Genomic DNA, 21,381 nt, shown 5'->3' with positions numbered 1-21,381 from the left:
CTGGACAGCAACGGCGCGTGCCGACGGCGCGGGCGTCGCAGTCGTCACAGCGAGGTCGGCCCCGCCCGATCCCGCCCGATCCCGCCCGATTCCGTCCGCCGGGCACCGCGCGGTCACGGGGCGGGCGGGCATCCCCAGGGAGCCGCCCGTTCCAGTTGTGCCGCCAGGGCGAACAGCACGCCCTCGCCGCCGAGAGGAGCGGCGAACTGGACACCGAGCGGCAGGCCTTGGCGATCGTGCCCGAAGGGGACGGACATCGCCGGCATGCCGGTCACGTTGTACACGCTGGTGAAGGCGGCGTAGACGGAAGCGTGCCGGTGGATCGACTCCGGGTCGGCCGTGTCGAGGGTGCCGAGCGGCGGGGTCGGCTGCGCGAGGGTCGGACTGAGCAGGACGTCGAACTCGTGGAACGAGGCGCCGACCTCCCAGCCGATCTCCTGTGCTCTGCGCAGTGCGCGGCTGACGTCGGCCGCGGGGAGGGCCCGGCAGGCCTCGTACAGGGCGCGGGTGAACGGCTCGACGTCGTCGTCGGCCAAGGGCCTGCCGAGCCGGGAGAGCCGCGCCTCGATCTGGGCGACGAGGTCGGCGCCCATGAGGACTCCCGAGGTCCGGCCGACGTCCTCGGGACGGTAGCGGGCGGTGGTCTCGACGACCGCGTGGCCGAGGCGTTCGCACAGCAGGCCCGCGGCATGTGCGGCCCCGGCGCACTCCGGGTGCACGACGGGACCGTCGGGCAGCCCGGTGAGCAGGCCGATCCGCAACGGCCCCGGGTCACGGCGGGCCAGTTCGGCGAAGGGCGCCGCGGGCTCCGGAGCGGCATACGCGTCGCCGGGCAGCGGACCCGCGGCGACGTCGAGGAGCAGGGCGCTGTCCCGCACGGTCGCGGTGACGGCGTGGTGCCCGGAGACGAGGCCCGACAGAGTGGTGGGCCGGGGCGCCGGCGGGACGCGGCCACGGCTGGGCTTGAGGCCGAACAGTCCGCAGGCCGCCGCCGGTATACGAATGGAGCCGCCCCCGTCGCTGGCGTGCGCGACCGGGACCATCCCGGCCGCCACCGCGGCCGCCGAGCCGCCGCTCGAACCGCCCGGAGAGTGCGCGGTGCTCCACGGATTGCGGGTGGGGCCGAACAGCAACGGTTCGGTCGAGGCGTTGAGTCCCAGTTCGGGGGTGTTGGTGGTGCCCAGGACGACCGCCCCCGCGCGCCGGTAGCGGGCCACCAGCTCGCTGTCGCGCCGGGACGTCAGGGTGGAGAAGAGACGGCTGCCGCCCGTCGCGGGCAGGCCCGCGACCTCGGTACCGAGATCCTTGACCAGCATGGGCACGCCGTGCAACGGACCGTCCGGCAGGCCCGCGGCCACCTCGGCGAGGGCGGCCTCGAAGCGGGTGTGGATCACCGCGTTGAGCGTGGGGTCGAGCCTTTCGATGCGGGCGATCGCCTGCTCGGTGAGGGTACGGGCATCGGTCTCACCGTCCCTGACGGCCGCGGCCGCGGCGACCGCGTCGGGGCCCCTCACGCCACGTATCCGGCGGGCTTGCCCCAGGATTCGCGGCGGGTGGTGTCGCGGTCCACCAGGACGCAGCGGGTGCCGGTGAAATTGGTGGGCATGCACTTGTTGCAGTGGATGCACAGGGACGGCGTACCGGCGTCGTCCCGCAGGCGGTTGACCAGGTCGGGCTCGCGCAGCAGGGCCCGTGCCATGGCCACGAACTCGAAGCCCTCGCGCATCGCGAGGTCCATGACGGGCTTGTCGGTGATACCGCCGAGCAGGATCATCGGCAGCTTCACCGCCGCGCGGATCTGCCGGGCGTCCTCCAGGAGATAGGCGTCCCGGTAGGGGTAGCTGCGCAGGAACCGCTTGCCGACCGCCTTCACCCCCAGCTTGATCGGCTGCGGCATGATCGCGGAGAACTCCCGGAGCGGGGCGTCGCCCTTGAAGAGGTACATCGGGTTCAGCAGGGAGCTGCCGGCGGTCATCTCCAGCGCGTCGACGGTGCCGTCCTGTTCGAGCCACTGCACGACCGGGATGGCCTCGTCGAGCCAGAACCCGCCGGGGACGCCGTCGTCCATGTTCATCTTGGCGATGACGGCGATCCGCCCGCCGACCGCGTCGTGGACGGCCCGCATGATCTCGCGTGCGAACCTGGCCCGGTTGTCGAGGCCGCCGCCGTAGGCGTCGGTGCGGTGGTTGATCCGGGGGCTGAGAAAGGAACTGGCCAGGTAGTTGTGGCCCAGGTGCACCTCGACGGCGTCGAATCCCGCCTCGACGGCGCGGCGTGCGGCCTCGGCATGGGCCTCGGTGATGCGCCGGATGTCGGCGAGGGTCGCCTCCTTGGCCCAGCTGACGGTGGTGGCGTGGAAGTGCTTCGACGAGGAGAGGGCGGGGGCGCCGTTTCCCTTGGGGTTGGCGACGGGGCCGCCGTGGCCGAGCTGCGCCGAGACTGCGGCGCCCTCGGCGTGCACGGCGTCGGTGAGCACGCGCAGACCCGGCATCGCCTCGTCGGTCCAGTGGATCTGGTGCCGGTCGGTCCGGCCCTCCTTGGCGACCGCGCAGTAGGCGACGGTCGTCATGCCGACACCGCCGCGCGCATAGGCGACATGGAAGTCGACGAGGTCCTTGGTGACCAGGGACTTGTGGCTGAGCCCTTCGTACGTCGCGGCCTTGATGACGCGGTTGCGGAGCTTGACGGGGCCCAGCACGGCGGGGGCCAGGACATCGGGCGTCTGACTGGTGGTCATGAGTGGTTGCTCCTCTGTTCGACATGGTGGCAGGCGACCCGGTGTCCGGGCCGGATCTCCCGCAGCGGGGGCTCCTCACCGGAACACAGTCCGGTGGCCAGCGGGCAGCGGGTGCGGAAGCGGCAGCCCGACGGCGGGTCCAGTGGTGAGGGGAGTTCGGCGGCCGCGACGGGGCCGCCGGCGGCGGTGTCCGTGGTGCCGGAGGCCTCGGGGAGGGAGGCGAGCAGCAGCCGGGTGTAGGGGTGCGCGGCCTCGTGCTGCATCCCCTCGGAGGGCAGTTCCTCACAGACCTTGCCGAGGTACATCACCATGACGCGGTCGCTGATGTTCTTCACCACGGACACGTCGTGGGCGATGAAGACCATGCTCAGTGCGCGCCGCCGGGCCGTCGCCTCCAGGAGGTTGAGGATCTGGGCCTGCACCGACACGTCCAGGCTGGACACGGGTTCGTCGCAGATCAGCACCTCGGGGTCGAGCAGCAGCGCGCGGGCGATGCACACCCGCTGGCACTGGCCGCCGGAGAGTTCGTGCGGTCTGCGGTCCCGTACGGTCGCCGGGTCGAGACCGACGTCCCGCAGCGCCGCGTCGATCCTGGTGTCCTTGTCCCGGGCATCGCCGCCGGGCCCCCAGATCGAAGGACCTTCCCACACCAGGTCCTTGACCCTGCGACGCGGGTTCAGGGCGGAGACCGGATCCTGCATGATGATCTGCATCCGAGCCCGTGCCCGGCGCAGTTCTCCGGGGGCGAGGCCTGTGAGTGTCACCGCGCCGAGGCGGACGGTGCCCGAGTCCGGGGGCGGCAGCTGGATCAGGGAACGGCCGACGGTGGACTTGCCGCAGCCCGACTCGCCCAGGATGCCCAGGGTCTCGCCCACCGCGACCTCCAGCCCGACGCCGGAGACGGCGTGCACCTTCCGGCCTCGCCCGGACGGGAACTCCACGACGAGGTTCTCCGCGGTCAGTGCGGGCCGCCGGTCCGGACGGGCGACGGCGTCGTCGGTGGTCGTCATGCGGTGGCCTCCTCGTCGGCGCCCAGGGGGTGGTGGCAGGCGACGACACCGGTGTCCCGGTCACCGGCGCGTCCGGCGAGTCGGGGTGCTTGGGTGACGCAGCGGTCCGTCGCCCTGCCGCAGCGCGGGGCGAACCGGCATCCGGGCGGCGGGTGGAGCAGATCGGGCGGGCTGCCCTCGATGGCGGGCAGCAGGGTGTGCGGGGGCAGATCGAGACGCGGGATGGAGGCGATCAGGGCACTGCTGTAGGGGTGCCTGGGGCGGTCGAAGACGGCGGCGGTGTCCGCGTACTCGACGAGCCGGCCCGCGTACATGACCGCCACCCGGTCCGTGCGGCCCGCGACGGTGGAGAGGTCGTGGCTGATGAGGACGGTTGCCATCCGCAGTTCCTCGGAGAGCGACCGCAGCAGGTCCAGTATCTGCTTCTGGACCGTCACGTCGAGCGCGGTGGTCGGTTCGTCGGCGATGAGGAGCCGTGGGCCGCAGGCCAGGGCCATGGCGATGACGACGCGCTGCCGCATACCGCCGGAGAGTTCGTGCGGGTACTGGTCGGCACGTCGGGAGGGTTCGGGGATACCGACCTGCCGGAGCAGGCCGACGGCCCGTTCCCGGGCCTCCGCGCGGCTCAGGCCGAGGTGCAGCCGGACGCTCTCGGACAGATGCGTGCCGACCTTCTTCACCGGGTTCAGGGAGGTCATCGGGTCCTGGAACACCATGGCGACCTCGGTTCCCCACAGTGCCCGCCGGCCTGCGGGCGTCAGCGCGTGGACGTCCGTGCCGCCGAGCAGGACGGAACCGGACACACTGGTGCCGGGGCCGTCGGTGATCAGGCCCATGAGGGTGCGGCCGAGCACGGACTTCCCCGATCCGGACTCGCCGACGATGCCGAGGGTCTCCCCCTCGCCCAGCGTCAGGGAGACGCCGTCGACGGCCTGCACCGGGCCGCGGGCGGTGTGGAAGGCGGTGCGTACATCGGTGGCGATCAGCAGTGGCGTGACGGCCGGGGGCGCCGGATCCTTGGGCGACGGTGCGGTGGTCACAGTTTCACGCTCCGGGTGTCCCAGCGCCCGCGAGCCTTCTCGCCGACGATGTTGAAGGCGAACACGGTGAGGAAGAGGAAGGCGCCGGGCACGAGCACGATGTGCGGATGCTCCTCGAAGACCCGGCCCTCCCCCTCGGCGATCATGTTTCCCCAGGTGGGTTCCGGCGGCTGGATACCGAGTCCGAGGAAGCTGAGGGATGCCTCGGCGACGATGAGGACCGAGATCATCACGACGGCCAGGGACAGGACGGGCAGCAGGACGTTGGGCAGCAGTTCGCGCAGAAGGATGCGGGAGCGTGTGGCGCCCATGGCCCGGGCCGCGACGACGAACTCCCGGTTGGCGTAGGCCATGGTGGTGGCGCGGGAGAGTCGCACCATGCCGGGGATCGTGAGGAGCGCCAGGGCCGACGCGACGTTGCGCAGATGCGGCTGGAGCACGGTCGCGAGCGCGATGAGCAGGACGAGCGGGGGCACGGCGAGCAGTGAGTCGGTCGCGATGCCCACCGCCCGGTCGACGGACTTCCGGAAGTAGCCGGCGACCATGCCGATGGCGCCGCCGGTCACGGTGCCGATGGCGACCGCGGACAAGGAGATGAGCAGCGAGGAGCGGGCACCGTACAGGGACCTGGCCAGCAGGTCGAGGCCGAAGCCGTTGGTGCCGAGCGGATGGGAGCCGGTGAACGTCGGGGTGGCGAAGACCGGTTCGAGGACGGTGCTCGCGACGTCGCGGTCCTCGGCGAGCGGCAGCCACGGGGTGAACAGGATCGCGAGGCCGAGCAGCAGGAGCCAGCCGGCACCGAGCCAGAAGACCACGTCGAAGCCGGGACCCGCCCATCGCCTGCCGAGCCCGGCGGCCCCGCCCAGCGACAGGCCGAGGCCGAGCAGGGCGACTGCTGCCTTTGCGGGCGGGACGAGTTGGGGCGTCGTCGCGCCGAACACCAGCAGGGCGAGGCCGACGACGGTGAGGGTGACGGCGGCGAGCAGGGAGTGCGGGCGGAAGGTCCGCGTGCGCGGAGCGATGTCAGACATGGACACGTCGCGTCCTCGGGTCGAGACAGCCGTAGGAGAGGTCGATTCCGGCGTTGATCACCACGTAGATCACGGCGATCGTGAGCACGGCTCCCTGGACCATCGGATAGTCGCCCTGGCCCGCGGCATTGACGATGAGCGTCCCCATGCCGGGCAGCGCGAAGAGGTACTCCACGACGACGGTGCTGCCGATCAGCCGGCCGAGGCTCAGGCCGAGCAGGGTGACCAGGGAGAACGAGGAGGGCCGCAGGGCGTCGGTGAACAGGATGCGCAGCGGGCCCATGCCCTTGGCGCGGGCGGCGAGGATGTAGTCCTCCCGCAGGGTCACGATCAGATCGCCACGCAACACCCTTGTGAACATGGCAAGTTCGGCCAGAGCAACGGTCAGCGCCGGCAGGAAGGCGTGGCGCAGATTGCCCGGCAGGTCGCCGCTGCCGAGCCGCACCCATTCGGCACGTGGGAACCAGCCGGCCGAGTCGACCAGGACGAGGATCAGCAGCAGACCGGCCAGGAAGCCGGGCACGGACAGCACGCCGAAGGTGCCGGCGCCGATGATCCGGTCGGCCGCCGCCCCTTCCCGGTACGCCGACCACATGGCCAGCGGCACCGCGATCAGCAGCGCGATGAGCAGGCCGAGCGCCGCGATCTCGAAGCTGACGGGCAGCGCGGACAGCACCCGGTCGGTGACGTCGCTCTGCGGTGGTACGACGGAGCGGCCGAGGTCACCGGTCAGAGCGCCGCCGAGCCAGTCGAAGTAGCGGGTGACCAGGGACTGGTCCAGTCCGAGTTCGTGGCGGAGCCCCGCGTACTCGGAGGGCGCCCGGCCCGCCCCGAGAATGTCGACCGCGGGATCGCCGGGCAACAGGGTCACCAGGGAGAACACCCCGATGCTCGCGATGAGGAGCACGCCCACCAGTTCAAGGGCCTTCATGGCCGGTCGGCGCAGCGCAGCGGGACTCATGGTTCCTCCAGATCTGCCCGGTGTCGACATGCGGTTCGGCGGAATGCGCACCGCGGTGCGGTGAAGCTGTGCGTGGGCGGTCCGGACGGCCCGAGACGTCGTCCCGGCGCAGGGCCGCCCCGGCGCACCGGGCCGTGAGGGTCACTTGCTGATCCAGGCCTGGCCGAAGAGCGCCATGTACTCGTCGGTCGGCACGATGCCGTGCACGTTCTTGCCCCAGGCGGTGAAACCGGCACTGGCGCCGAGGTTCACCACGGGGACGTCCTCGTTGAAGAGCGTCTGGACGGCGTCGAGGATCCGCTGCGTCTGCGCCTTGCCGCTCGCGCCCTGCAAACGGATGAGCAGCTTGTCCATCTTCGGATTGGCGTAGCCGCCGGGGTTGCCGTAGCTCTTGGAGTTCAGGACGCTCTGCAGACGGTGGTACGGGTCGCTCTCGGAGACGCTCGCCGCACCACGGCTGATGTCGAAGTCGTGGTCCACATAGGTCTTCGCCACCCGGTCGGCGATCGAGGAGACCAGGTCGAGCTTCACCTTGAATCCGGCCCGTTCCAGCATCGCCTTGGTGACGACCGCCTTGGACCGGGAGACGGGGTCGGTGCCGTCCATGTAGGTGATGGTGCCGTCGTAGCCGTCCTTCTCGGCCTCCGCGAGGAGCTTCCTCGCCTGCTCCAGGTCGATGCCGACGGGTTTCACCCGGGAATGCAGGCGTGACTCGGGCGGGAAGATCTCCTGACCCGGCAGACCCTTGCCGTGGTAGGCGCGCTCGGTATCGAGGGCCGGGTCGAGGGCCAGGGCCATCGCCCTGCGGACCCGCAGGTCCTCCCCGGGCCGACCCTTGCGGGTGTTGATGGTGATCATGTTGCCGAGGCCGGTGAGGGTCAGCTCGCCGGGATGCCCTTCCTTCACGGCGTCGTCGACCACGTCGGGGCTGCGCATGTACGTCACGTCGACCGTGCCGTCGTTCAGCGCGTCGAGCTTGGATCGGTCCGACTGCGGCCAGGTGAAGCGCAGCGCGTCGAGGTAGGGCTCGCCCTTCCAGTACTTCTTGTTCGCCTTGAGGATCATCTCCTCCTGGGGCGCGTACTTGTCCAGGGTGAAGGCGCCGGCCCCGATGGGCCTGAACGTCTTTTGCGCGTACGCGGCGGGAGCCACGATCATGCCGGGCGCCTGGGCGAGCATCGCGGGGAAGGTGGCCCAGGCGTTGCGGAGGGTGAAGACGACGGTGGAGTCGTCGGTGGCCTCCATCTTCACGAGGTTCGGGGCGAGCAGCGCCGTATCGGCGCCCTTGTTCTCCTGGTACCACTCGATGCTGCCCGTCACGGCCTTCGCGTCGAGCGGTGTGCCGTCGGAGAACCTGACGCCGTGACGGAGCCTCAATGTCCAGATCCTGTCGTCGTCGCTGCTGTGCAGCGACTCGGCCAGCCACGGCTCGTACCTCTCGGCGGCGGTGTCGTAGCGCATCAGCACGTCGTAGACGGCGGCGAGCGCGGAACCGCCGGAGGCACCCGTGGCGTAGGTGGCGGCAGGACTGAGACTGCGGGCCTCGGCATAGTCCGCGAAGTGCAGGGTGCCGCCACGGACCGGCTTGCCGCCGGCGGGCTGGTCACCGATGCTGCCGAACTCGTAGCGGCCGCGCTCGGCCTTCTGCTGCCTGCCGCCGCCCCTGTCGTCGGACGAGACGCACGCGGAGGTGAGCATCGCCGCGGCGGCCAGGGCGGCGGCGAGGCGGGCTCGCGCCCGTGGAACTCGCTTCATTTCTTCCTCCAGTTGTCCGGTGGAGCGGAGCGGGGAAGGCGCGGGGCGGATCAGGTGGGGGACGGTACGGACAGCGAAATCCGGCCGACGTGACGCATCCCACTCACCGGGAGCCCGGCGGGGCACGGCCCGTGCCGGTGGTGCACGACGGTTCTGTCCGCGTCCCCGACGTGGCACGGTGTCCCAGTGACCGGAACCGGCCGGGCAGCGATGCCCCGGCACTGACCGAAACTGACCCCGATCGCGATCCCAGTGGAGTTCCCGACGCACCAGGAGTCCCCCCGATGCCCAGCGAAACGGACCACCGCTCCTCCCCCCTCGCCCGAGCCGCCGCGCTCACCGGCCCCGGCGGCCGGTTCGAACTCCGCGACGACGACGTGCTGGGCTCCCGGCTGCCGGTGTTCGTGCACCGCCACCGGGCTCTGCACGAGGTGCTGCACGCATCCGTCGCACACGCCGACCGCGACTACATCGTCACCGCGCAACGCCGGATCACCTTCGCCCGGCACGCGGCCGAGGTCGCCTCGCTGGCACAGGTGCTGCGCGAGGAGTACGGCATCGCCAAGGGCGACCGGGTGGCCATCGCCGCGGCCAACTCGGCCGAGTGGATCCAGACCTTCTGGGCCACGGTGTCGATCGGCGCGGTGGCCGTCGGGTTCAACGCCTGGTGGTCGGCGCGCGAGATGGACCACGGCATGCGGAACGCGGAACCCTCTCTCGTGGTGGCCGATGCGCGGCAGTCGGCGAAGCTGGCCGGCTGCGCGGTTCCGGTGCTGTCCCTGGAGGACGACGTCAGCCGATTCCTCACGGCCTGCCCCGACGCGCCGCTGCCGTCCGCCGATGTCGCCGAGGACGACCCGGCCGTCATCCTCTACACCTCGGGCACCTCGGGCCGTCCCAAGGGCGCCGTGCACACCCATCGCAATCTGCTGGCCGTCGTCGAATACCACCGGCTGAACGACGCCCTGCTGCGGGAGTACGGCAACCCGCTGGCCCCGGAGGACCGGGTCTACCTGCTGACCCTGCCGCTGTTCCACATCGCGAGCCTGCACAACCTGGCCGTGCCGCGGCTGGCCACGGGCAGCCGGATCGCCCTGCACCAGGGCGCGTTCGACGTCGACACGGTGCTGGGCATGATCGAGCGGGAACGCGTCACCAACTGGGGAGCGGTACCGACGATGGCCCATCGGCTGCTCGAACACGGCCGGGCCGACCAGTACGACACGTCGTCGCTGACGGCGTTCGCGCTGGCCTCCGCGCCGTCGTCGACCGAGTTCAAGGAGCGACTGCGCCGGCAGTTGCCGTTCGCGAAGAACTCGCTGGTGGACAGCTACGGCCTGACCGAGACCTGCACCGCCGTCGCCGCGGCGAACCCGCAGGAGCTGGCGGCGGCCCCGGGAACGCTCGGCCGGCCCGTCACCGGTGTCCGGCTGGAGATCCGCGATGCCATGGGCCGGGTTCTCGACGAGGGCGAGGAGGGCGAGATCTGGGTCCGCAGCATGTTCAACATGCTGGGCTACTGGCGCGACCCCGAGGCCACCGAGAGCACCATCGGCGCGGATCGCTGGCTGCGTACCGGGGACCTGGGACAGGTACGCGAGGGACGGCTCTATCTCAGCAGCCGCCGCTCGGACCTGATCATCCGCGGCGGCGAGAACGTCTACCCGGCCGAGGTCGAGACGGTGCTCGCCGAACACCCGGACGTCAGGGAGTGCCTGGTCCTCGGTGTGCCGCATCCCGACCTCGGCCAGGAGGTCGCGGCCGTCGTGGTGCTCGGGCCGGGTTCGACGGTCACCGAGGAGGCGCTGCGGGAGTACGCGGCGGACCAACTGGCCTATTTCAAGGTTCCCAAGCGCTGGCGGCTCACCACCGACGAGCTGCCGCGCAACGCGACCGGCAAGGTGATCCGGCCCTCGGTGCGGATCTGACTGCGGTACCCGACGACCGATGCCACCGGTGCTCCGGCCACCTGACGCGGCCGGAGCACCGGTGGCATCGGTTCCTGCGGCTCCGTCCCGGAGGACCGCAGGAACGACTCCGTCTCAGAAGTCCGCGGGGCCGCGCAGTGTCGCCTCGGCGCCTCCGTCGACGTAGAGCACCTGCCCGGTGATGTGGCTGTTCTCCTCCGAGGCCAGGAACAGGACGGCCCGCGCGACGTCCTCCGGCTGGAGATAGCCGCCCAGCGGCATGGGAACCGCCGTGTCCATCACCTTCTTCGTCTCCGGGTCCTCGAAGAGCCCCGCGCTCAGCGGCGTGAGCACGATGCCGGGCGCCACCACGTTCACGGGGATCCCGGCACCGGCCCAGCCCTCGGCGACCGCGGTCCGTCGTGCCCACTGGGCGAGCGCCGACTTGGACGAGGGGTACAGCTGCTGTGCGCGGCCGTCGGCGACGGCCCGATCCGCGTGCTCCAGGGCCTTGGCCTCGTCGTCGGCCAGGCAGGCGGCGACGACGTCCCGGTCGGTGGACCGGGTGCCGGAGATGGAGCCGATGACCACGACCCGCGGCCGCTCCGCCGCGGCGAGCGCCGGCTGCAGCGCCGTCACGAGCTCGGTGGTGCCGAAGTAGTTGACCGTCACCGTCGCCGTTCCGGGCACGGAGGTGCCGGCGCAGGTGACGACCGCGTCCACCACCCCGTCCGCCCGCTCGGCGACCGCCGCGGCGGCGGCTGCACGGCCGGCCGGGGCGGACAGGTCGGCATCGACCTCGCCCCCTCGCAGATCCACCCCGATCACGCGGTCCCCCCGGGAACGGAACAGGGTGGTGAGGGCGGCGCCGATTCCGGAACCGGATCCGGTGACGACGACATTGCGCGGCATGGGTACTCCTCGGGTCGGCCGACGGTGCTCGCACGGAGGGTTCCAATCCCGCCCGCGGCACCGCACGGGGGCGCTGCGTGTCCGGGGAACGGCTCCCCTTGGCACCGTATTCACCCCGGCCCGGGCCCGGCACGCGCACTCCCGGTGACCGGAAGGGCGGTGAGGAACGGGCCGGGCGAGCGGCCACCGGGGCGGCACGGGTGGGCGCGCCACGGCCTGGAGGCGAGGCCTCCCGCCCACCGGGACGGAGCCTGCGGGCACGGGACGCGGTCACTTGGATGGCCTCTCCCGTCCCGTCAGAGAGAGGTGCCCGCATGCGGATCGGCATCACCAGTCCCGTCGTCACGGCGGTCCCCGGCGTCCACTCCCCGTGGGAACGCACCGCCGGCATCGAAGAGCTGGGGGTGGTCGCCGAAGCCGCGGACCGGCTCGGCTTCCACCATCTGACCTGCTCGGAGCATGTCGCGGTGCCCGCGGACATCGCCGAACAGCGCGGCGGAACCTACTGGGACCCGCTCGCCACCTTCGGGTATCTCGCCGCCCGGACCAGCCGGATCCGGTTCGCCACCCAGGTCCTGGTGCTCGGCTATCACCATCCGCTGGCCGTGGCGAAGCGCTACGGCACGCTGGACCGCGTCTCGGACGGGCGGCTGGTGCTGGGGCTCGGCGTGGGCAGTCTGGAGGAGGAGTTCCGGCTGCTCGGTGCCGACTTCGAGGAACGGGGGGCGATCGCCGACGACGCCCTCGCGGCGCTGCGGGCCTCCCTGTCCCGGCGTGAACCGGCGCACCACGGCGAACACTTCGACTACGAGGGGTTCGTGGTGGAGCCGCACGCCGTGCAGGACCGGGTGCCGCTGTGGATCGGCGGCCGGACCCCGCGCTCGCTGCGCCGGGCAGTGGCGCACGGCGACGGCTGGGTGCCGTTCGGGCTGTCGCTCGACCGGCTGCGCGAGATGGTCGACGCGGCCTCGCTGCCGGAGAACTTCGAGGTGGTTCTGAGCGCGGGCCGCCCGCTCGATCCGACCGGCGACGCGGACCGTGCGTCGAAGGCGCTGCGGAAGGCGTGGCAGGCCGGGGCCACCCTGGTCGGCGTGTCGCTGGCCGCCGAGTCAGCGAGCCACTACGTCGAACAGTTGGAGGCGCTCGCCGGGATCGCGGGCCTGTCCGGCCGACCCGGCACGACGCCGGTCCGGGAGGGACGGGCATGACCGAGGACCGGCTGGCCGCCGTCGAGGCGCGCCTGAGGCGGCTTGAGGACGAACGCGACATCGCCCGGACGATGGCCGCGTACGGGCCGCTGGTCGACGGCGGTGACGCGGACGGGGTCGCCGCGCTCTGGGCACCTGACGGTGTCTACGACATCGACGAGATCTTTCTCGCGGGCCGGGAGCGGATCCGCGAGATGGTGGGGTCCCCCGCCCATCAGGGCTGGATCCGGCAGGGATGCGCACATGTCGTGGGGCCGCCGCACATCACGGTCGACGGCGACGAGGCGGTCGCGGTGTGCCACTCGCTGATGGTGGTGCACGAGGAGGGCCGGTACGTGGTCCGCCGGGCCACCGCCAACCACTGGCGCCTCAGCCGTACGGATTCCGGCTGGCACGTGGTCACCCGGACGAACCGGATTCTGGACGGCCGCCCCGAGGCTCCCGCTCTGCTGGCGGACGGGGCTCGCGGCGAACCCGCCCGCGGCTGAGGAGACGCCGCGGCGGGGAGGTAGCACACCACCGCCCCGCCGCGGCGCGTCCGGATGCGGCGTCAGCGGGCGCCGTACACCGGCTGGGGAGTCTCGGACGCGGCGAGCAGCTCTGCCGCCGCCGCCCCGGCCTCGGCCGGGCTCCAGCGGGCACCCTTGTCGACGGTGGGACCCGGCCGCCAGCCCTCCATCACGGTGATCCGGCCCGCCTCGGCCTCGAAGACCCGGCCGGTCACCCCGGCGGATGCCGCCGATCCCAGCCAGACGACGAGCGGCGACACGTTCTCCGGGGCCATCGCGTCGAATCCACCGTCCTCGGGTGCCGCCATGGACTCGGCGAAGGTCTGCTCGGTCATCCGGGTGCGGGCGGCCGGGGCGATGGCGTTGACCTGGACCCCGTAACGGCCCATCTCGGCGGCGGCCACCAGGGTCAGGCCGACGATTCCCGCCTTTGCCGCGGAGTAGTTGCCCTGGCCGACACTGCCCGACAGTCCCGCCCCCGAGCTGGTGTTGACCACACGGGCCTCGGGGAGCCGGCCGGCCCGGGCCTCGGCGCGCCAATGCGCCGCCGCGTGCTTGAGCGGCAGGAAATGCCCCTTGAGGTGGACGCGCATCACCGCGTCCCAGTCGTCCTCATCCAGGTTCACGAGCATCCGGTCGCGGAGGAATCCGGCGTTGTTGACGAGGGTGTCGAGCCGGCCGAAGGAGTCGAGCGCGGTGGCGACGAGGGAGGCCGCGCCGTCGGTGGTGGCGATGTCGCCGCTGTGCGCGACGGCTTCGCCGCCGGACGCACGGATCTCCTCGACGACCCGCTGCGCGGGACCGGTGCCCGCTCCGGAACCGTCGAGGTCCACGCCGAGGTCGTTGACGACGACCCTGGCGCCCTCGGCCGCGAGGGCCAGGGCATGTGCGCGGCCCAGTCCGCGTCCGGCGCCTGTGACGACGGCGACGCGTCCGGCGCACAGGGCGGTCGGTGAGGTCATGTCGGATGTCCTTCCGGTCGGGGCGGGAGCGGGGCGGCCGTACCGCTCAGTGGCACGACGCTCTCCCGCGGCTTCCGCATCACTGCTACGTTCTACCTAACAAACATTTGGTGGAAAGGTAGCTGATCTGCTCATGGGTGTCTCCACCTCCGCCCCGGAAGAGGGCATCGCGGTCGTCACAGTGGACTTCCCCCCGGTCAACGCCCTCCCCGTGCAAGGCTGGTACGAGCTGGCCGCCGCAGTGCGCGCCGCCGGAGCCGACCCGAAGGTCCGGTGCGTGGTGCTCACCGCCGAGGGCCGCGGCTTCAACGCGGGCGTGGACATCAAGGAGATGCAGCGCACGGCCGGGCACGAGGCGCTGATCGGCGCCAACCGCGGCTGCTACGAGGCATTCGCCGCGGTCTACGAGTGCGAGGTTCCCGTGGTCGCCGCCGTGCACGGCTTCTGCCTGGGCGGCGGCATCGGTCTGGTGGGCAACGCGGACGCCGTAGTGGCCAGCGACGACGCGACCTTCGGCCTCCCGGAGCTGGACCGCGGCGCGCTCGGCGCGGCCACGCACCTCGCACGACTCGTCCCCCAGCACCTGATGCGGACCCTGTACTACACCTCGCGCACGGCGACGGCCGAGGAACTGCACCGGCACGGCTCGGTGTGGCGGGTGGTCCCGCGCGACGGTCTCGCGGAGGCCGCCCTGGAACTCGCGCGTGAGATCGCCGCAAAGGACGGCTCTCTGATCCGGCTGGCCAAGGCCGCCATCAACGGCATCGACCCGGTCGACGTACGCCGCAGCTACCGGTTCGAACAGGGCTTCACCTTCGAGGCCAACCTCAGCGGCGTCGCCGACCGCGTGCGCGACGCCTTCGGCACGGACAAGGAGCAGCAGGCGTGACACAGGACAAGACGATGACGGCCGACGACGTCGTCGGCCGCCTGGAGAGCGGCATGACGATCGGCATCGGCGGCTGGGGCTCGCGCCGCAAGCCGATGGCGCTGGTGCGCGCGCTGCTGCGCTCGGACCTCACCGACCTGACCGTGGTCTCGTACGGCGGCCCGGACGTCGGCCTGCTCGCGGCCGCGGGGAAGGTCCGCAAGCTGGTCGCGGCTTTCGGGACGCTCGACTCCATTCCGCTCGAACCGCACTTCACCGCGGCCCGGCAACGGGGTGCGTTCGACATGGTCGAGCTCGACGAGGCGATGCTGATGTGGGGCCTGACCGCCGGGGCGCACCGGCTGCCTTTCATGCCGGTACGGGCCGGTCTCGGATCGGACGTGCTGAAGGTCAACCCGTCGCTGCGCACCGTCGTCTCACCGTACGAGGACGGTGAGGAGCTGGTCGCGGCGCCGGCCCTGCGCCTGGACGCGGCCCTGGTCCACCTCAATCGCGCGGACGCACAGGGCAACGGCCAGTACCTGGGCCCCGACCCGTACTTCGACGACCTGTTCTGCGAGGCCGCCGACCACGCGTACGTCTCCTGCGAGCGGATCGTCGACACGGCGGACCTGCTCAAGGAGCACGGACCGCAGACCCTCCTGGTCAAGCGCCTGTTCGTGGACGGCGTCGTCGAGACACCGAACGGCGCGCACTTCACGTCCTGCGTGCCCGACCACGAGCGCGACGAGGCCTTCCAGCGCGCCTACGTCCGAGCCGCCCGCGACCCCGAGGCGTGGCGGGCCTTCGACGAACGGTTCCTGTCCGGGGACGAAGCCGCCTACCAGGCCGCCGTCACGGCGTTCCACCAGGAGGAAGCATGAGCGCCACCGAGATCGGCACCCCGACGGCGACCCGCGCCGACTACTGCGTGGTGGCCTGTGCCGAGGCCTGGCGGAACGCGGGCGAGGTCCTCGCCAGCCCCATGGGCACCGTCCCGGCGATCGGGGCGCGCCTGGCGAAGCTCACCTTCTCGCCGGACCTGCTGCTGACCGACGGCGAGGCGCTGCTCATGGGCGAGGTGCCCGCGGTGGGGGTGAAGCCGGGGATCGTCGAGGGCTGGCTGCCGTTCCGTCAGCACCTCGCACTCACCGCCACCGGCCGTCGGCACGTGATGATGGGCGCCAGCCAGCTCGACCGGTACGGCAACCAGAACATCTCCTGCATCGGCGACTGGGCCAGGCCCGTGCGACAGTTGCTCGGAGTACGCGGCGCTCCCGGCAACACCCTGAACAATCCGACGAGTTACTGGGTGCCCAGGCATTCGGCGCGGGTGTTCGTCGAGCGCGTCGACATGGTCAGCGGCGTCGGTTACGACCGGGCCGCGGCGGCCGGCCCCTCCGCGACCCGCTACCACCGCATCCCCGACATCATCAGCAATCTGGGCGTCTTCGACTTCGAGACCCCCGACCGTACGATGCGGCTGCGCTCCCTGCATCCCGGGGTCACCGTCGAGCAGGTCTGCGAGGCCACCGGATTCGCCCTCACGATCCCCGACGAGGTGCCTCTGACCCGTGAGCCCACCGAGGCGGAACTGCGGCTGATCCGCGAGGTCATCGATCCGAAGGGACAACGCGAGCGCGAGGTTCCGGCATGAGCGGGCCCGGATCCATCCCCACCGCGCTCACCGCACTGACCGGGGTCCGGCATCCGATCGTGCAGACCGGGATGGGCTGGGTGGCCGGCCCTCGCCTCGTGTCCGCCGCCGCGAACGCGGGGGCCCTCGGAATTCTCGCCTCCGCCACGATGAGCGTCGAGCGGCTGCGCGCCGCGGTCCGCGAGGTCCAAACCCGTACGGACGCGCCGTTCGGCGTCAATCTGCGGGCGGACGCCGGGGACGCCGGCGAACGGGTGCGGATCATCATCGACGAGGGGGTGCGGGTGGCATCCTTCGCGCTCGCGCCGTCGAAGGAGCTGATCGCCCGGCTCAAGGACGCGGGCGTCGTCGTCATCCCTTCCGTCGGGGCCCGGCGGCACGCGGAGAAGGTGGCCGCGTGGGGTGCCGACGCGGTGATGGTGCAGGGTGGCGAGGGCGGCGGCCACACGGGGAACGTGGCCACCACGGTGCTGCTCCCCCAGGTCGTGGACGCCGTCGGCATCCCGGTGGTCGCGGCCGGCGGCTTCCACGACGGCCGCGGTCTGGTCGCCGCGCTCGCCTACGGGGCGGCCGGGATCGGCATGGGCACGCGTTTCCTGCTCACCTCCGACAGCACCGTCCCGGCGGCGGTGAAGGCGAAGTACCTGGCCGCCACGGTGAAGGACGTCACGGTCACGACCAAGGTGGACGGGCTGCCGCACCGCATGCTGCGTACCGAACTGGTCGACGCCCTGGAGCGTTCGGGGCGTGCGGCCTCGCTGCTGCGGGCGCTGCGACATGCCTCGGCCTTCAGAAAGGAGTCCGGGGCGAGCTGGCCCCGGCTGGTCCGCGACGGACTGGCGATGAGGCGCGGCAAGGAGCTGACCTGGAGTCAGGTCCTCATGGCCGCCAACACTCCGATGCTCCTGAAGGCCTCGATGATCGACGGGCGCACCGATCTCGGGGTCATGGCCTCGGGGCAGGTGGCGGGGCTGATCGACGATCTGCCGTCCTGCGCGGAACTCGTCGACCGCATCATGACCGAGGCGCAGACCACGCTGAAGATGTTCTCCGGGGCCGGTTGACGGCCTCCCTCGTACGCCGCCGGGGCGGTCCGGGCTCCGCACCGGCTTCGTCGATCTCCAGGAACAGCGTTCGTCGACGGGTTCCGGAGTCGCTCGATGCTCCATGGGCGCATGAATGTCGACGAGAAATGACGGCAGCCGGGGACGCGGGACGGCCGGCCGCGGGTCGGGGCGGCCGGCCGTCGGTGGCAGGTGTCGGAGCCTGCGCCTGAGCACCTGCCTGTCACCTGCTGCAGCCGATGGGGAGGTTCCTCCGCGAACAGGTCTGCGAGGGACATGGTCGCGTTGCCGGGGACATGGTTCCGGCGGTGTGCAGGAGCATTCGGACTCCCCTCGTGCACAGCGGCGCAGGCCTGAGTTCGGCACTCGCGGCTCGTCAGCCGTGGGGCGCGCGGACCGGACCGGCCGCCCTACGGGACGACCAGGATGCGGCCCAGCTGTGCTCGGCTCTCCAGCAACCGGTGCACCTCGCCGGTCTCGGTCAGCGGCAGCCGGGCGTGGACCGCCGTCCGCAACAGCCCCTGGGACGCATACTCGGTGAGTTCAGCCAGGTCCTTGCGAGCCTGCTCGGCGTCGACCGCTCGCGCGGCCATGAGAGAGAACCCGGTGACGGTCCTCAGAGCGAACAGGTCGGTGACGGGGATGCTGCCGAACTCGCCGCTCGCGGCTCCGTACGCCACCAGCCGTCCGTACGGGGCCAGTACGTCCGGACTGCGGCGCAGGATCTCGCCGCCGGCCGCGTCGAGGACGACGTCCACGCCGCCGGGTACGGCCGTGCGGACCTGCTCCGGCCAGTCCTCGTCGGTGTAGTCGACGCCGATGTCGGCACCGTGGGCGCGCGCAAAGTCCAGCTTGGCGTCCGTGCCGGCCGTGGCGATGACCGTACCCGCCCCGAGCACCTTCGCGAGCTGCACGGCGAGGTGGCCGATGGCGCCCGCGGCGGAGTGCACCAGTACGGTCTCGCCGCGCTCAAGCCGCCCGGCGCGCAGCACGCCCATGGCCACCGGTGCCACCATGGGGAGCGCGCTGGCCGTGCCCGCGTCGAGCCCGTCGGGTACCGGGACGAGCCACCGTGCGTCCGCGAGGGTCAGGTCGCAGAACGCGTCCTCGGAGGCCGTGGCGACGCGCTGCCCGATCAGGCCCGGGTCCGTGTCCGGCCCGACCGCCTCGACCGTGCCGACCACATCGCCGGTGAGGGGCCTGGGTAAGGGCCGCGAGTAGAGCTCGGTCTGGGCCATGCCGCGCCGGAGCTGGGTGTCCACGAAGTTGGCGCCGATCACCTCGGCCCGAATGAGCACCTGCCCCGCCTCCGGGGCAGGAACGGGGGCTTCCTCCAGGGTGAGGACCTCGGGGCCACCGTAGGAGTGGTAGCGGATACGTCGCATGACAATTCTCCTTGCACAGCGCACTGCCCTAAACTGGACCGGCGGTCCAATTCGGACCGTACTGGACCACCGGTCCAGTTGTCTATGGGTGTGGTCCCGGATGAGGAGAGAAGCGATGACCGAAGTCCGTCGCGAACGCGCCGATGCGGCACGCAATCGGCGCGCAATCCTCAAGGCCGCCGAGGGCCTCCTCGCCGAACACCCCCCGGAGCAGGTCTCGATGGAGCGCATCGCTGTCGCCGCCGGGGTCGGGAAAGGCACGGTTTTCCACCGTTTCGGCAGCCGGGCGGGTCTGATGCGAGAGCTGATGCTGGAACGCGCCCACGCCCTGCGGGAATCAGTCACGGACGGCCCCCCGCCACTGGGCCCGGGAGCCCCTCCCAGACAGCGACTGCTGGCCTTCCTCGACGCGGTGGTGGACGTGGTCGGGCGCAACAAGGGCCTGCTGGCCGCTCTCGGCGAGGCGGCTGCAGTCCCCCGCGACACCCAGGAGGACTCGCGCGAACAGCACTCCGTCTACGGGTTCTGGCACTGCCACATCAGTGCGCTGATCGCCGAGGAACGCCCTGACCTGGATGCCGAACTGCTGGCCCATGTCCTGCTCGGCGCCCTGCAGAACGGACCGATCGTGCACCTGCTGGGACAGGGGGAGGCTCGACGGCTTGCGATATCGCTGCGACTGCTGGTCACGGGCGTGCTCGCGGCGTGACGGCCCGCAGGGGGTCGCACCACGTCACAGTCGAGGACCGATCAAGAAGCATCCCGATGCCGCCCCGGCAAGAGACCCTGCGCCTCCCGAGCTCGGGTTCTGGCTCAAGTTCTGCGCAATGGACCCGGAGGGTCCGCACACGACTGCCGGTCGGCCGCGCGACTTGCGACGTTCGAGACACACCAGCGCCCGGAAACCGCTCACCTGCGCGCGACCGGCCGACACGCCGGGTGGGCGGTCGCGCCGCCGATCCCGGCGATCGCGGCGGCGCAGATCACCCGGTGCGCCCGTCCCGGAGGCAGCGCCCCGGCACACGGGCCGGACGAGGCGTCACGAACGGATCTCCCTGGGCAGGCCGAGGACGCGCTCGGCGATGATGTTGCGCTGGATCTCGTTCGATCCGGCGTAGATGGTGTCGGAGCGGGAGAAGAGGAACAGCCGCTGCCAGTCGTCGAGTTCGTACGGTTCGCCGGCGGCGATCATGCCGCCCGCACCGCGGACGCTCATGGCGAGTTCGCCGAGCTCCCGGTGCCAGGTGGCCCAGAAGATCTTGCCGATGGACGCTTCGGCTCCGGGTGCGCCCGCCGCCACCCCGTCCAGCATGCGCAGGGCGTTGCAGCGGATGGTCTCCAGCCCCGTCCAGGCCCGGGCGAGACGGTCACGGATCAGCGGATCGTCCGCGGCACCGTTGCGTCCGGCCAGTTCGATGAGGGCTTCGAGTTCGCGCCGGAAGCCGACCTGCTGACCGAGGGTGGAGACACCGCGTTCGAAGCCGAGCGTGGCCATGGCGACGCGCCAGCCCTCGCCCGGGGCTCCGACGATGTGTTCGGCGCGTGTACGGGCCCCGTCGAAGAAGACCTCGTTGAACTCGCTGGTGCCGGTCAACTGGGCGATCGGCCGGATCTCGACACCGGGCCGTTCCAGCGGGACCAGGAGGTACGACAGGCCCTCGTGACGGGACGAGCCGGGCTCGGTGCGGGCCAGCACGAAGCACCACTGCGCCTCGTGGGCGAGTGACGTCCAGATCTTCTGCCCGGTGACCACCCAGGAGTCGCCGTCGCGCTCGGCCCTGGTCCGGACGTTCGCCAGGTCGGAGCCGGCGTCGGGCTCGCTGTAGCCCTGGCACCACAGTTCCTCGGCCGCGACGATCGGCGGCAGGAAGCGGGCCCGCTGCTCCGGCGTGCCGAAGGCCACCAGGGTCGGGCCCAGCAACTGTTCGCCGATGTGGTTGACGCGGGCGGGCGCGTCGGCGAGGGCGTACTCCTCGTGGAAGGCGACCTGTTGCTCGATGCTCGCGCCCCGGCCCCCGTACTCCTCGGGCCAGCCGATGCAGGTCCAGCCGGCCGCCGCCATGTGCCGCTCCCAGGCGAGCCGTTCGGCGAAGGCCTCGTGCTCGCGGCCGGGTCCGCCGCGACCTCGCAGACCCGCGAAGGGACCGGTGAGGTTGGCGGCCAGCCACCCGCGGATCTCGGTGCGGAACTCCTCGACGCTGCTCATGAGGTTACGTTAATCTACCAAACACTTGTTAGGGAAGCGTTGCAGGCGCACGGCCGTTCGGCCGCACCGCCGGAACCGGCCCGTCCCGGTGGATCCGCAGGGCCCGCCCGCCGCGCGGCCGCCGGGACACCGCGACCGCCTGCCGGGCCCATGTACGGGCCGCCCGACG

Annotated in this window: 19 protein-coding genes; 8 read left to right on the top strand and 11 right to left on the bottom strand. The window is 71.7% G+C overall.

What is annotated here, in order from left to right; genetic code table 11:
- Window positions 1-113 precede the first annotated feature (113 nt).
- The 7 genes from ACIRP2_RS27825 to ACIRP2_RS27795 form a co-directional block, all read right to left on the bottom strand.
- Window positions 114-1,514, bottom strand: coding sequence for an amidase (locus ACIRP2_RS27825; RefSeq protein WP_404254884.1), 1,401 nt, complete (start codon window positions 1,512-1,514; stop codon window positions 114-116).
- Window positions 1,511-2,737 (bottom strand): NADH:flavin oxidoreductase, encoded by a 1,227-nt coding sequence (locus ACIRP2_RS27820; protein ID WP_404254882.1) that lies wholly within the window; start codon window positions 2,735-2,737, stop codon window positions 1,511-1,513. The genes ACIRP2_RS27825 and ACIRP2_RS27820 overlap by 4 nt, the downstream gene beginning before the upstream one ends.
- Window positions 2,734-3,747: an oligopeptide/dipeptide ABC transporter ATP-binding protein gene (locus ACIRP2_RS27815; RefSeq protein ID WP_404254880.1), complete on the bottom strand. Its 1,014-nt coding sequence runs from the start codon at window positions 3,745-3,747 to the stop codon at window positions 2,734-2,736. Before ACIRP2_RS27815 ends, ACIRP2_RS27820 begins: the two co-directional genes overlap by 4 nt.
- On the bottom strand, window positions 3,744-4,787 hold the full coding sequence (locus ACIRP2_RS27810) for an ABC transporter ATP-binding protein (RefSeq protein WP_404254878.1): 1,044 nt from the start codon (window positions 4,785-4,787) through the stop codon (window positions 3,744-3,746). Before ACIRP2_RS27810 ends, ACIRP2_RS27815 begins: the two co-directional genes overlap by 4 nt.
- On the bottom strand, window positions 4,784-5,818 hold the full coding sequence (locus tag ACIRP2_RS27805) for an ABC transporter permease (RefSeq protein WP_404254876.1): 1,035 nt from the start codon (window positions 5,816-5,818) through the stop codon (window positions 4,784-4,786). Before ACIRP2_RS27805 ends, ACIRP2_RS27810 begins: the two co-directional genes overlap by 4 nt.
- Window positions 5,811-6,779: an ABC transporter permease gene (locus tag ACIRP2_RS27800; RefSeq protein ID WP_404254874.1), complete on the bottom strand. Its 969-nt coding sequence runs from the start codon at window positions 6,777-6,779 to the stop codon at window positions 5,811-5,813. Before ACIRP2_RS27800 ends, ACIRP2_RS27805 begins: the two co-directional genes overlap by 8 nt.
- 141 nt (window positions 6,780-6,920) lie before the next feature.
- The gene (locus ACIRP2_RS27795) at window positions 6,921-8,534 is read right to left on the bottom strand and encodes an ABC transporter substrate-binding protein (protein ID WP_404254872.1); all 1,614 of its coding nucleotides are present in this window, start codon (window positions 8,532-8,534) and stop codon (window positions 6,921-6,923) included.
- Between the two features lie 284 nt (window positions 8,535-8,818).
- Here ACIRP2_RS27795 and ACIRP2_RS27790 point away from each other — a divergent pair, with 284 nt between their 5' ends.
- The gene (locus ACIRP2_RS27790; protein WP_404254870.1) at window positions 8,819-10,462 is read left to right on the top strand and encodes a class I adenylate-forming enzyme family protein; all 1,644 of its coding nucleotides are present in this window, start codon (window positions 8,819-8,821) and stop codon (window positions 10,460-10,462) included.
- A gap of 114 nt (window positions 10,463-10,576) precedes the next feature.
- Here the strand turns inward: ACIRP2_RS27790 and ACIRP2_RS27785 are convergent, their stop codons facing one another.
- Entirely contained in the window at window positions 10,577-11,353 is a 777-nt protein-coding gene (locus ACIRP2_RS27785) for an SDR family oxidoreductase (protein WP_404254868.1), read from the bottom strand.
- Between the two features lie 314 nt (window positions 11,354-11,667).
- Between ACIRP2_RS27785 and ACIRP2_RS27780 the strand changes: the two genes are divergently transcribed.
- Window positions 11,668-12,561 carry a TIGR03619 family F420-dependent LLM class oxidoreductase gene (locus ACIRP2_RS27780; RefSeq protein WP_404254866.1) on the top strand — a complete coding sequence of 298 codons (894 nt, stop codon included), beginning with the start codon at window positions 11,668-11,670 and terminating at the stop codon, window positions 12,559-12,561.
- The gene (locus ACIRP2_RS27775; RefSeq protein WP_404254864.1) at window positions 12,558-13,049 is read left to right on the top strand and encodes a nuclear transport factor 2 family protein; all 492 of its coding nucleotides are present in this window, start codon (window positions 12,558-12,560) and stop codon (window positions 13,047-13,049) included. Before ACIRP2_RS27780 ends, ACIRP2_RS27775 begins: the two co-directional genes overlap by 4 nt.
- A 62-nt stretch (window positions 13,050-13,111) precedes the next feature.
- Here the strand turns inward: ACIRP2_RS27775 and ACIRP2_RS27770 are convergent, their stop codons facing one another.
- Complete coding sequence (locus ACIRP2_RS27770) at window positions 13,112-14,032, bottom strand: SDR family oxidoreductase (RefSeq protein ID WP_404254862.1); 921 nt, start codon at window positions 14,030-14,032, stop codon at window positions 13,112-13,114.
- 133 nt (window positions 14,033-14,165) lie between these two features.
- Here ACIRP2_RS27770 and ACIRP2_RS27765 point away from each other — a divergent pair, with 133 nt between their 5' ends.
- The 4 genes from ACIRP2_RS27765 to ACIRP2_RS27750 are packed head-to-tail and all read left to right on the top strand — an operon-like array spanning window position 14,166 to window position 17,621.
- A complete protein-coding gene (locus ACIRP2_RS27765) occupies window positions 14,166-14,921 on the top strand; it encodes an enoyl-CoA hydratase family protein (RefSeq protein ID WP_376286595.1) in 756 nt (251 codons plus the stop codon).
- 14 nt (window positions 14,922-14,935) lie between these two features.
- Entirely contained in the window at window positions 14,936-15,784 is an 849-nt protein-coding gene (locus ACIRP2_RS27760; protein ID WP_404255121.1) for a CoA transferase subunit A, read from the top strand.
- Window positions 15,781-16,557 carry a CoA-transferase subunit beta gene (locus ACIRP2_RS27755; protein ID WP_404254860.1) on the top strand — a complete coding sequence of 259 codons (777 nt, stop codon included), beginning with the start codon at window positions 15,781-15,783 and terminating at the stop codon, window positions 16,555-16,557. Before ACIRP2_RS27760 ends, ACIRP2_RS27755 begins: the two co-directional genes overlap by 4 nt.
- The gene (locus ACIRP2_RS27750) at window positions 16,554-17,621 is read left to right on the top strand and encodes an NAD(P)H-dependent flavin oxidoreductase (RefSeq protein ID WP_404254858.1); all 1,068 of its coding nucleotides are present in this window, start codon (window positions 16,554-16,556) and stop codon (window positions 17,619-17,621) included. The genes ACIRP2_RS27755 and ACIRP2_RS27750 overlap by 4 nt, the downstream gene beginning before the upstream one ends.
- A 410-nt stretch (window positions 17,622-18,031) precedes the next feature.
- Here the strand turns inward: ACIRP2_RS27750 and ACIRP2_RS27745 are convergent, their stop codons facing one another.
- Window positions 18,032-19,006, bottom strand: coding sequence for a zinc-binding alcohol dehydrogenase family protein (locus tag ACIRP2_RS27745; RefSeq protein WP_404254856.1), 975 nt, complete (start codon window positions 19,004-19,006; stop codon window positions 18,032-18,034).
- Between the two features lie 115 nt (window positions 19,007-19,121).
- Between ACIRP2_RS27745 and ACIRP2_RS27740 the strand changes: the two genes are divergently transcribed.
- Window positions 19,122-19,715: a TetR/AcrR family transcriptional regulator gene (locus ACIRP2_RS27740; protein WP_404254854.1), complete on the top strand. Its 594-nt coding sequence runs from the start codon at window positions 19,122-19,124 to the stop codon at window positions 19,713-19,715.
- A gap of 330 nt (window positions 19,716-20,045) precedes the next feature.
- Here ACIRP2_RS27740 and ACIRP2_RS27735 read toward each other — a convergent pair whose 3' ends face one another.
- A complete protein-coding gene (locus ACIRP2_RS27735; RefSeq protein WP_404254852.1) occupies window positions 20,046-21,212 on the bottom strand; it encodes an acyl-CoA dehydrogenase family protein in 1,167 nt (388 codons plus the stop codon).
- Window positions 21,213-21,381 lie beyond the last annotated feature (169 nt).

Origin of the sequence: Streptomyces sp. NPDC101194 (assembly GCF_044767885.1) — a bacterium.
Lineage (GTDB): Bacteria > Actinomycetota > Actinomycetes > Streptomycetales > Streptomycetaceae > Streptomyces.
Note: the sequence above shows the minus strand (reverse complement) of the source record. Positions and strands in the feature narration are given on the sequence as shown.

Bases quoted from the DNA above. Each gene is read 5' to 3' on its own strand.
- ACIRP2_RS27820 (WP_404254882.1), bottom strand. From the start codon at position 2,737: ATGACCACCAGTCAGACGCCCGATGTCCTGGCCCCCGCCGTGCTGGGC.
- ACIRP2_RS27815 (WP_404254880.1), bottom strand. From the start codon at position 3,747: ATGACGACCACCGACGACGCCGTCGCCCGTCCGGACCGGCGGCCCGCA.
- ACIRP2_RS27805 (WP_404254876.1), bottom strand. From the start codon at position 5,818: ATGTCTGACATCGCTCCGCGCACGCGGACCTTCCGCCCGCACTCCCTG.
- ACIRP2_RS27800 (WP_404254874.1), bottom strand. From the start codon at position 6,779: ATGAGTCCCGCTGCGCTGCGCCGACCGGCCATGAAGGCCCTTGAACTG.
- ACIRP2_RS27795 (WP_404254872.1), bottom strand. From the start codon at position 8,534: ATGAAGCGAGTTCCACGGGCGCGAGCCCGCCTCGCCGCCGCCCTGGCC.
- ACIRP2_RS27790 (WP_404254870.1), top strand. From the start codon at position 8,819: ATGCCCAGCGAAACGGACCACCGCTCCTCCCCCCTCGCCCGAGCCGCC.
- ACIRP2_RS27785 (WP_404254868.1), bottom strand. From the start codon at position 11,353: ATGCCGCGCAATGTCGTCGTCACCGGATCCGGTTCCGGAATCGGCGCC.
- ACIRP2_RS27780 (WP_404254866.1), top strand. From the start codon at position 11,668: ATGCGGATCGGCATCACCAGTCCCGTCGTCACGGCGGTCCCCGGCGTC.
- ACIRP2_RS27775 (WP_404254864.1), top strand. From the start codon at position 12,558: ATGACCGAGGACCGGCTGGCCGCCGTCGAGGCGCGCCTGAGGCGGCTT.
- ACIRP2_RS27770 (WP_404254862.1), bottom strand. From the start codon at position 14,032: ATGACCTCACCGACCGCCCTGTGCGCCGGACGCGTCGCCGTCGTCACA.
- ACIRP2_RS27765 (WP_376286595.1), top strand. From the start codon at position 14,166: ATGGGTGTCTCCACCTCCGCCCCGGAAGAGGGCATCGCGGTCGTCACA.
- ACIRP2_RS27760 (WP_404255121.1), top strand. From the start codon at position 14,936: ATGACGGCCGACGACGTCGTCGGCCGCCTGGAGAGCGGCATGACGATC.
- ACIRP2_RS27755 (WP_404254860.1), top strand. From the start codon at position 15,781: ATGAGCGCCACCGAGATCGGCACCCCGACGGCGACCCGCGCCGACTAC.
- ACIRP2_RS27750 (WP_404254858.1), top strand. From the start codon at position 16,554: ATGAGCGGGCCCGGATCCATCCCCACCGCGCTCACCGCACTGACCGGG.
- ACIRP2_RS27745 (WP_404254856.1), bottom strand. From the start codon at position 19,006: ATGCGACGTATCCGCTACCACTCCTACGGTGGCCCCGAGGTCCTCACC.
- ACIRP2_RS27740 (WP_404254854.1), top strand. From the start codon at position 19,122: ATGACCGAAGTCCGTCGCGAACGCGCCGATGCGGCACGCAATCGGCGC.
- ACIRP2_RS27735 (WP_404254852.1), bottom strand. From the start codon at position 21,212: ATGAGCAGCGTCGAGGAGTTCCGCACCGAGATCCGCGGGTGGCTGGCC.